Source organism: Niallia sp. 01092 (assembly GCF_052318935.1).
Taxonomy (GTDB): Bacteria; Bacillota; Bacilli; order Bacillales; family Cytobacillaceae; genus Niallia.
The window spans coordinates 1-273 of the sequence record NZ_JBQRKO010000086.1 but is presented as its reverse complement, the minus strand read 5'-3'; the positions used below and the strand labels follow the sequence as shown (position 1 = coordinate 273).

General features: G+C 41.0%; 1 pseudogene. It reads left to right on the top strand.

From position 1 onward, the window contains the following. A pseudogene (locus ACTXGU_RS22430) lies at positions 1-273 on the top strand (ABC transporter permease); the annotation flags it as partial.

Here is a 273-nt window from a genome sequence, read left to right as displayed (position 1 = left end):
CATGCAACCATCAGTGGACAAGGCTTTATGGCACTTGCTGCTTTGATTTTTGGGAAATGGAATCCTTTAGGTGCGATGGGAGCGGCTCTTTTCTTTGGATTTGCCCAAAGTTTAAGTATTGTCGGCGGAGATTTCCCATTATTAGAAAATGTACCAAAAGTATATTTATTAATTGCACCATATGTGCTAACGATCATTGCATTAACCGGATTTATCGGACGTGCCGACGCTCCGAAAGCGGTTGGTATTCCTTATATTAAGGGAAGTAGATAA